General features: G+C 59.3%; 9 protein-coding genes, 1 tRNA gene and 1 riboswitch. Of the genes, 8 read left to right on the top strand and 2 right to left on the bottom strand.

What is annotated here, in order from left to right; genetic code table 11:
• Positions 1-28: 28 nt before the first annotated feature.
• Genes queC through BN1124_RS08485 form a run of 4 tightly spaced genes read left to right on the top strand, consistent with a single transcriptional unit; the run spans position 29 to position 2,237 of the window.
• Positions 29-718: a 7-cyano-7-deazaguanine synthase QueC gene (gene queC / locus BN1124_RS08470; protein ID WP_042640808.1), complete on the top strand. Its 690-nt coding sequence runs from the start codon at positions 29-31 to the stop codon at positions 716-718.
• Between the two features lie 55 nt (positions 719-773).
• On the top strand, positions 774-1,445 hold the full coding sequence (gene queE, locus BN1124_RS08475) for a 7-carboxy-7-deazaguanine synthase QueE (protein WP_042640954.1): 672 nt from the start codon (positions 774-776) through the stop codon (positions 1,443-1,445).
• Between the two features lies 1 nt (position 1,446).
• Positions 1,447-1,677, top strand: coding sequence for a DUF3820 family protein (locus BN1124_RS08480; RefSeq protein WP_042640810.1), 231 nt, complete (start codon positions 1,447-1,449; stop codon positions 1,675-1,677).
• Complete coding sequence (locus BN1124_RS08485; RefSeq protein WP_042640812.1) at positions 1,674-2,237, top strand: cob(I)yrinic acid a,c-diamide adenosyltransferase; 564 nt, start codon at positions 1,674-1,676, stop codon at positions 2,235-2,237. Before BN1124_RS08480 ends, BN1124_RS08485 begins: the two co-directional genes overlap by 4 nt.
• A gap of 67 nt (positions 2,238-2,304) precedes the next feature.
• Here the strand turns inward: BN1124_RS08485 and BN1124_RS08490 are convergent, their stop codons facing one another.
• A complete protein-coding gene (locus BN1124_RS08490) occupies positions 2,305-2,709 on the bottom strand; it encodes an H-NS family histone-like protein (protein ID WP_042640814.1) in 405 nt (134 codons plus the stop codon).
• Between the two features lie 317 nt (positions 2,710-3,026).
• A riboswitch (Lysine riboswitch) is annotated at positions 3,027-3,198 on the top strand.
• Positions 3,199-3,284: 86 nt separating this feature from the next.
• Between BN1124_RS08490 and BN1124_RS08495 the strand changes: the two genes are divergently transcribed.
• Positions 3,285-4,865, top strand: a complete 1,581-nt coding sequence (locus BN1124_RS08495) for a Na+/H+ antiporter NhaC family protein (RefSeq protein ID WP_042640816.1) — start codon at positions 3,285-3,287, stop codon at positions 4,863-4,865.
• A 100-nt stretch (positions 4,866-4,965) separates the two neighbouring features.
• A complete protein-coding gene (locus BN1124_RS08500; protein ID WP_042640818.1) occupies positions 4,966-5,547 on the top strand; it encodes a thymidine kinase in 582 nt (193 codons plus the stop codon).
• A gap of 71 nt (positions 5,548-5,618) precedes the next feature.
• On the opposite strand, the gene BN1124_RS08505 is transcribed toward BN1124_RS08500, so the two are convergent.
• On the bottom strand, positions 5,619-6,956 hold the full coding sequence (locus tag BN1124_RS08505; RefSeq protein ID WP_042640820.1) for a flavohemoglobin expression-modulating QEGLA motif protein: 1,338 nt from the start codon (positions 6,954-6,956) through the stop codon (positions 5,619-5,621).
• Between the two features lie 158 nt (positions 6,957-7,114).
• Here BN1124_RS08505 and BN1124_RS08510 point away from each other — a divergent pair, with 158 nt between their 5' ends.
• Entirely contained in the window at positions 7,115-7,570 is a 456-nt protein-coding gene (locus BN1124_RS08510) for a type III secretion system chaperone family protein (RefSeq protein WP_082041498.1), read from the top strand.
• Positions 7,571-7,716: 146 nt separating this feature from the next.
• Positions 7,717-7,804 (top strand) — tRNA-Ser (locus BN1124_RS08515).
• Positions 7,805-7,824: the final 20 nt, after the last annotated feature.

The following is a 7,824-nucleotide window of genomic DNA, read 5'->3' on the forward strand; positions in this document are numbered from 1 at the left end:
ACTGATAACAGAGAGAGGAGTGAGCAACGTGAAAAAAGCCGTCGTGGTATTCAGTGGTGGTCAGGATAGCACCACCTGTCTGGTGCAGGCACAGGCCCGCTATGACGAAGTGCACGCCATCACCTTCGACTATGGTCAGCGCCATCGGGAGGAGATAGACACGGCCCGCCGTCTGGCCAAATCATTTGGCATCGCCGCCCACAAGGTGATGGACGTGACCATGCTGGGGGAGCTGGCGGTCTCGGCCCTGACCCGGGACGAGATCCCGGTCAGCGGTGAGCTGCAAGACAACGGCCTGCCCAACACCTTCGTGCCGGGTCGCAACATCCTGTTTCTGACCCTGGCCTCCATCTATGCCTATCAGGTGGGTGCCGATACCGTGATCACCGGGGTGTGCGAGACCGACTTCTCCGGCTACCCCGACTGCCGCGACGAGTTCGTCAAGGCGCTCAACCAGGCGGTCTCCCTTGGGCTGGATCGCGGGATCCGCTTCGAGACGCCGCTGATGTGGCTCGACAAGGCCGAGACCTGGGCACTGGCGGATCATTATGGTCATCTCGATACCGTGCGCCAGCAAACACTCACCTGCTACAACGGCATTCAGGGCGACGGCTGCGGCACTTGCCCCGCCTGCGAGCTGCGCAGCCGCGGCCTGAACCAGTACCTGGCCGACAGGGTTGGCGTCATGGCGCGCCTGCACAAGAAAACCGGATTGTGAGTCTTGCCGCCGTTTGGGGTATAATCCGCGCCTTTTGCAACAAGTCGTGACCAGCATGCACTACCCAATCAACGAGATCTTCCAGACCATCCAGGGGGAGGGGGTCTTCACCGGCCTGCCCGCCATCTTCGTTCGCCTGCAAGGCTGCCCCGTGGGCTGTCCCTGGTGCGATACCCGCCACACCTGGGTGGTGGATCCGTCCCGTGAGGTAGACAGCAAGGAGGTGCTCGATCGCTCCAACGAGTCCGATGGCTGGAGCAAGATGAGCACGGACGAGATCCTGGCGAGTTTCGAGACTCTTGGCTATAAAGCGCGCCACGTGGTGTTAACCGGTGGCGAGCCTTGCCTCTATGATCTCATCGAACTCTCGACGGCCCTGGTGACGGCGGGTTTCCAGGTCCAGATCGAGACCAGCGGCACCAGCGAGATCAAGACTCACGACAGCACCTGGGTCACCGTCTCGCCGAAGATAGGGATGAAGGGGGGCTTGCCGGTGCTGCGCTCGGCCCTCGAGCGTGCCAACGAGATCAAGCATCCGGTGGCGACCGAGCACCACATCGAGGAGCTCGACGCTCTGCTGGCGACCGCTGAATTACGCAAAGACGTGGTCATCGCGCTGCAACCCATCAGCCAGAAGCCCAGAGCCACCGAGCTTGCCATGGCGACCTGCATCGCCCGTAATTGGCGGCTTTCCATCCAGACCCACAAATATCTGAATATCGATTAAGATGGACAATCTATCGGACGAGCGGGTATTGCTGAGCCTGGCGGGCAAGATGCCTTACGGTAAATATCAGGGGCGACGCATCATCGATATTCCCGAGCCCTATCTGGTGTGGATGGCGCGCAGTGGTTTCCCCGCCGGTACATTGGGCCAGACATTGGCACTGGCGTACGAGATAAAACTCAACGGACTCGAGTCCATGATTATTCCCATTATTAACAGGATGTCAGTATGAGAATATATACCCGGCAGGGCGACAAGGGACTCACCCGACTGGCCGATGGCAGTCAGCTTGCCAAGGATGACAGGCGTGTCGAGACCTATGGTGCCATCGATGAGTTAAATTCCCAGATAGGTCTGCTTATTGCCGAAATACCGGTGCAGGAGACGGGATTATTGGCCGAGTTGATATTGCTGCAGCAGGAGCTTTTTGATTTGGGAGGTGAGCTGGCCTTTTCCTGCGAGGCGCAAAGTGCGGCCCTGTGGCAGGTCAATGAAAGCTGGACACTGCGACTCGAGCAACAGATTGATGCCTATAGCGCCCAGTTGCCGGTATTGCGTAATTTCATCTTGCCGAGCGGTTCCCGGGCAGCGGCGCAGGCCCATGTGGTGCGGACCCTGACCCGTCGCTGCGAGCGTCTGCTGCTGGGCTTGAGCCGCGTCGAGCGGGTCAACCCGGCTGTCTTGCCCTATCTGAACCGGCTGAGTGACTGGTTTTTCACGGTGGCGAGATATCTGCTGGTGTGCACCAACACCCCCGAGGTGCTCTGGGTCAAGGCCGCCGATCGGGGCTGAGCGCCGTTACACGGATAATAAAAAACCTCGCCAGTGCGAGGTTTTTTATTTGGCCAACATCGGGAAATTAGATGGCAAATTCTTCCACGGATTTGCCTTCAGCCACGGCCTTGGCAATGGTGGAAGGCATGCGGCCCTGACCGGTCCAGGTCTTTTCCACGCCATCGTCCAGATAACGATATTTGGCGGGGCGGGGGGCGCGTTTACCCTTGCTGGCCTTGGGGCTGTCGACGGCAACAGTGCCCACCAATTCAGACGGATCAATACCTGCGGCCTTCAGCATTTCGGCATATTCGGCAATTTTCTTTTGGTGCTCTTCGCGCGCCTGACGATCGGCGGATTCATCCTGCTGGCGTTCGGTGACGATGGCGGTGAATTTTTCCAGACCCTCTTCCAGTTGTTCCAGAGTCAGCTCACGGCAGGCAGCACGCAGGCTGCGGATATTCAGCAGTACTTTCAAAAATTCGTTCATATGGGCTACCACGCGAGAAAATATTAAAGAGAGAGGATGGTTTTTCGATAATTTATAGGGTGATTTGGCATCAAGTCAAGCACGGTGAATTAATTAATTCGATGGATAAATTAAGCCTGGCGAATAATAGGTGGGGCATATATCGACTATTTGATGACCTCCATTCCCGAATGAGTTCCTGACAGATGAAAATATCGGCTATATCAATTTTATCGCACCAATTGACTACCATTTCCCGTTCAGCTGCCATACAAGTATTGAAATTTAATCAAAAAACTTGCTATCACACCGTGCCTCGATAAAATGTGCGCCGAATACCTTTAAGTAGAGGCGCGCTGCCTATGAGTAACCGAGCGGAGGGTGATGCCTGCGATGTTCGGGGAAAGGAGTCGGCGCCGAAGTGACCAGGCCATCATACCGGGTTGCTGGTTCTGCATCGAACAGGTGCAGGACTGCCATAGTCATCCACTATGGAGCGCTACCTGAAGGGGCTGAGGAGTATTACCTCCCCATGGGTTTTGTTTCTTTATCCTCTCGGTAGATCTCCACCTGTTGTCTTTAGGTGCAAAGAGATCATGGACATAGTTCACTACGCCGACTCCGGTTGGTCAGTCATTCCCCCTTTATTGGCCGTCGCCCTGGCGATCATCACTCGTCGCGTCCTGGTGTCGCTCGGGGTCGGTATCGTCGCCGGCAGCCTGCTGCTCAACCAGTTTTCGCCGCTCGACTCCCTGCATTACATGCTGAACACAGTGCTCAAGATCTTCTGGGTCGACGGGGCGCTCAACCGTGACAACGTCAACATGATCCTGTTCATGTTGCTGCTGGGTGGCCTCATCAGCCTGATGAGCGTCTCCGGTGCCACCCGCGCCTTCGCCGAGTGGGCCGAGCGCCGCGCCAAGACCCGCAAGGGGGCCAAGGCCCTCACCGGCATGATGGTGTTTGCCTTCTTCATCGATGACTTCTTCCACAGCCTGTCAGTGGGTGCCATCTGCCGCCCGGTCACCGATCGCTTCCAGATCTCCCGCGCCAAGCTGGCCTATCTGCTCGACTCCACCGCAGCCCCTGTCTGCGTGCTGATGCCCATCTCCTCCTGGGGTGCCTACATCATCGCCCTGGTGGGCGGCATCATGGCCGCCCATGGCCTGACAGATCAGAGCCCCATCTCCGCCTTCGTCGAGATGATCCCGATGAACCTCTACGCCGTGTTCACCCTGATCATGGTGCTGGTGGTGATCGCGTTCCAGCTCGACATCGGCTCCATGCGTCAGCACGAGCAGTGGGCGCTGGAAGGCAAGCTGTGGGATGAGTCCAAGGGCCGCCCCATAGGTCTTGACATGGAGTCGCCGGAAGAGAGCAACGGCGGCATGATCGACATGGTGCTGCCGATCCTGACCCTGACCCTGGCGACCGTCTACTTCATGATTGACTCCGGTGCCGCCGTGCTGGAGGGCAAGGGTCTGCCGTTCAGCGTGCTCGGGTCCTTCGAGAACACCAACGTCGGCTCCTCCCTGGTCTACGGCGCCCTGTGCAGCCTGGTGGTCTCCATCGGTCTGGCCATGCGTCTCAAGCTCGGTGCCAAGAACTGGATGAAGGCCGCCCCGCAAGGGATCATGGCCATGTTGCCCGCCATCAACATACTGCTGTTCGCCTGGACCATTGGCGCCGTGGTGCGCGACGTCGAGACCGGCAAGTACCTGGCCTCCATGGCCAACGGCAACCTGCCCATCGAGGTGCTGCCGGCGGTGGTGTTTATCCTCTCCTGCGCCATGGCGTTTGCCACCGGCACCAGCTGGGGCACCTTCGGCATCATGCTGCCGCTGGCCGGTGACATGGCGGCTGCCAGCGACATCAGCCTGATGTTGCCCATGCTGGCCGCCGTGCTGGCGGGCTCGGTGTTCGGGGATCACAGCTCGCCCATCTCCAGCACCAGCATCTTGTCGGCCACCGGCGCCGGTTGTCACCACATCGATCACGTGATGACCCAGCTACCCTATGCCCTGGCCATCGCCTTCGGCGCGGCCCTCGGCTATTTGGTGATGGGGCTGATGCACTCGGTGCTGGCGGGCTTCACGGTCAGCGGGCTCTGGTTTGTGATCTTCTCCAGCTACCATCTGCGCAAGTCCCGGCAGCATCGCGCGCTGGCCGTCGCATAAGTCAGTTCGCATAAATTAAACAAGGGGCCCACGGGCCCCTTGGTTTTGGCGGGGGCTTTGGTTAGCATGCGCCCCATAAATTCAGTTTCGGAACGTACTCATGGCTTCACTGCACTACAAATTTGCCACCATGAACTCGGGCAAGTCGACCCAGCTCATCCAGGCTCACTTCAACTACCTGGAGCGTGGCATGGTCCCGCTGGCCATGACGCCCGTCATCGACGATCGCTTCGGCACCGGGGTGATCAGCGCCAGAGTGGGCCTGGAGCTGAAGGTGGAGGTGTTCAGTGACAGCTGCGATCTGTTCGAGATGGTCAAGGCGCGCCATGGGCAGAAGCAGATCGACGTCTTCATCGTCGACGAGGCGCAGTTCCTGACTCGCGAGCAGGTCTACCAATTGGCCCGCATCGTCGATGAGCTCAAGATCCCGGTCATCGCCTACGGCCTCAAGACCGATTTTCGCGGCGAGCTGTTCCCCGGCTCCTACCATCTGCTCTGCTTGGCGGACAAGTTCGAGGAGCTGAAAAGCATCTGCTGGTGCGGCAACAAGGCGCACATGAACTCCCGCGTCAACGAGGCGGGGCAGGTGATGCGCGATGGGGAGCAGGTGGAGATAGGGGGCAACGATCGCTATGTGTCCCTGTGCCGCAAGCACTACCTGGACGGTCGGGCCTTCAAGTAACCGAATCCCATGATCGAAAAGGGCGCCGACAGGGCGCCCTTTTTATTGTGAGAAATTCCATCCAATCCGACTTAGTCCAGCTCGATATCCACCGGCGCTATGATGGGGTCGGCCACCGGCAGACGCTGGAACAGCTGGCGGAAGTGCTGTTGCACCCGCCCTATGTCCACCAGCGACATGCCGGAGGCGAAGCCGAACCAGACGTAGAGACCGGTGAGATCCCGGAACATGGGGGGCAGGTAGCGCGGCGCGTCGATGAGCCCCTCCAGATAGTGCTGATAGAGCACGGGGATGTCGTCCAGGGTCACCTTGCCGACGAACAGCATGGGCAAGATCTCCGGCACTCCCTCCAGCACGGCGCTACGGATGAAGTTGACCGTCTCCACATAACCCTTCACATAGGAGAGATCCTTGGTGAAGCAGGCGCCCCCCTCGACCATGCCGCCGCGAAACACCCGCTGGGTGATCTTGTAGGCGTCGTGCTCGCTGGCACCCTGCTGGGTGAAGTGGCGGAACACCTCGATGAAGTCGGCGCCGCGCTCCGCCATGTCGATGGCCATCACCCGATCCGAGATACGCTTGGCCCTGTCCGGGAAGGAGCTGAAGGTGAGCGTCTCGATGAGCACCGCCAACCCCTCCTGACAGGCGGTGATGCGCGGCGAGCCTGCCCCTAGCCAGGTGGCGTAGGATTGCTGGCGGCCGTTCAAGGTGGTACCCACGTGCACCCAGCCCTCGTGCACCTCCAGCACCTGCAAGTCCAGCTCCGAGAAGCGGGCGTGGGAGCTGAGCTTGATGTAATCCCCGCCGGCGGCGGCGTCCGAGACGATGCCATCGCTGAGCTTGACCTGCACCGCGCCATCCTCGAAGTAGTTCGACAGCTTGCCCTGCAGCTTGGCCACTGCGGCGTTTCCCTCAAACTCCTTGGGGTAGGGGCGCACCAGGTGGCGGGCGCCGGGCAGGGAGAAGATGTCGCACAGGCGGGCGCCCAGCTCCTTTAGCGTCTTGCGATCCCCGCGCAGGTGATCGCTGGCCGAGCCGTACAGCAGCTGGCTGTAACGCTGGAAGTCCGGCTGCCCGCGCTGGCGCAGCATCTCGATCACCACCATGTATTGATCCACCGTCTCCTGCAGGATCCGGCCCAGATCGTCCTGGGGGCCGAGCCGGCGCCTTATCCGGTCTCTGAGTTCTTTGAGCTCCAGGTATTTGTTGCGCGGATCGAACCCCAGGGGGAGGGACTGGTAGAAGTTCGCGTCGATGGCGGGCAGCTCGCGCCCGCCCTTGGCCAGAAACTCGGTTTGCAGGTGGCGTGGCCACTTGATGGCATCCAGGATGCGGATGGGTTTTTGCAGGCTCAGCAGCTCATCCGAGAGGGATTTCAGGTGCAGGCGGTATTTTTCTTGGATGGTCATCTGGCCTTATCTGGCGGCGGCTGAGGAGCGAGAATGGCTGAGTATATGCACAGCGCTTGCCAAAAAGAAGCGAGACAGGGGCTGATCCGGCCAGCGCACTTTTGGTTGCCGGCAAATTGGTTTAGACTGCGCCCCTTGATCCTTATCGTGTCGTGAAAATGATGAATATCCCCAGCTCTGAAATGATAATGCGTTGGTTGCAGCAGGCCCGGATCGAGCACTATGTGTGCGACCAGTGCCACGGCATCCACATGGTCTCCCTGCAGTCGGTCGACAGCATTCAGGAGAGCCGGATCTTTGTCGAAGAGGAAGGGCTGCTGTTTTCATCCGAGCTGGAGGTACGCCCCTCATCGTTGCTGCCGCTGATGGCCGAGCTGGGTCGCCTCAACATGCAATACCCGTCCCTCAAGGTGTTCCTCGACATCATCGACGACAACCTGCCGCGTCTCATCGTCGGTCACACCGTCTTCACCAAGGCCGGGCTCACCGTTGAGCAGTTCCTGCTGTTCGTTGAGAGCACCACGGCGGCGACTCACGAAGTCATCTCCGAATGCGAACGACTGGGCTTCCTCAACCTGCCGGAAATCCAGGTTGCGCCGGAGTCTGTGCATTAATCTGTGCGTTAAATGTGCGAACGGTTCGCTTCGGCCAAAAAGCCGTTGACGCCGGCGGACCTTTCCCCTAAATTACGCCCCGTTCCGGCGCGTTAGCGCAGTGAACCACGTGGTGATTGAACACGTTAAACAGCAGTCAAAAATTTGGTGAGGTGTCCGAGTGGCTGAAGGAGCACGCCTGGAAAGTGTGTATACGGCAACGTATCGAGGGTTCGAATCCCTCCCTCACCGCCAAATAAAACAAAAGGGCCTGT

The sequence above is a fragment of the Aeromonas eucrenophila genome (assembly GCF_000819865.1).
Lineage (GTDB): Bacteria > Pseudomonadota > Gammaproteobacteria > Enterobacterales > Aeromonadaceae > Aeromonas > Aeromonas eucrenophila.

What these genes read in the sequence shown, in the direction of transcription:
- BN1124_RS08485 (WP_042640812.1), top strand. Translation starts at nt 1,674, where the DNA reads ATGAGAATATATACCCGGCAGGGCGACAAGGGACTCACCCGACTGGCC.
- queE (WP_042640954.1), top strand. Translation starts at nt 774, where the DNA reads ATGCACTACCCAATCAACGAGATCTTCCAGACCATCCAGGGGGAGGGG.
- BN1124_RS08490 (WP_042640814.1), bottom strand. Translation starts at nt 2,709, where the DNA reads ATGAACGAATTTTTGAAAGTACTGCTGAATATCCGCAGCCTGCGTGCT.
- BN1124_RS08480 (WP_042640810.1), top strand. Translation starts at nt 1,447, where the DNA reads ATGGACAATCTATCGGACGAGCGGGTATTGCTGAGCCTGGCGGGCAAG.
- BN1124_RS08500 (WP_042640818.1), top strand. Translation starts at nt 4,966, where the DNA reads ATGGCTTCACTGCACTACAAATTTGCCACCATGAACTCGGGCAAGTCG.
- BN1124_RS08495 (WP_042640816.1), top strand. Translation starts at nt 3,285, where the DNA reads ATGGACATAGTTCACTACGCCGACTCCGGTTGGTCAGTCATTCCCCCT.
- BN1124_RS08505 (WP_042640820.1), bottom strand. Translation starts at nt 6,956, where the DNA reads ATGACCATCCAAGAAAAATACCGCCTGCACCTGAAATCCCTCTCGGAT.
- BN1124_RS08510 (WP_082041498.1), top strand. Translation starts at nt 7,115, where the DNA reads ATGATGAATATCCCCAGCTCTGAAATGATAATGCGTTGGTTGCAGCAG.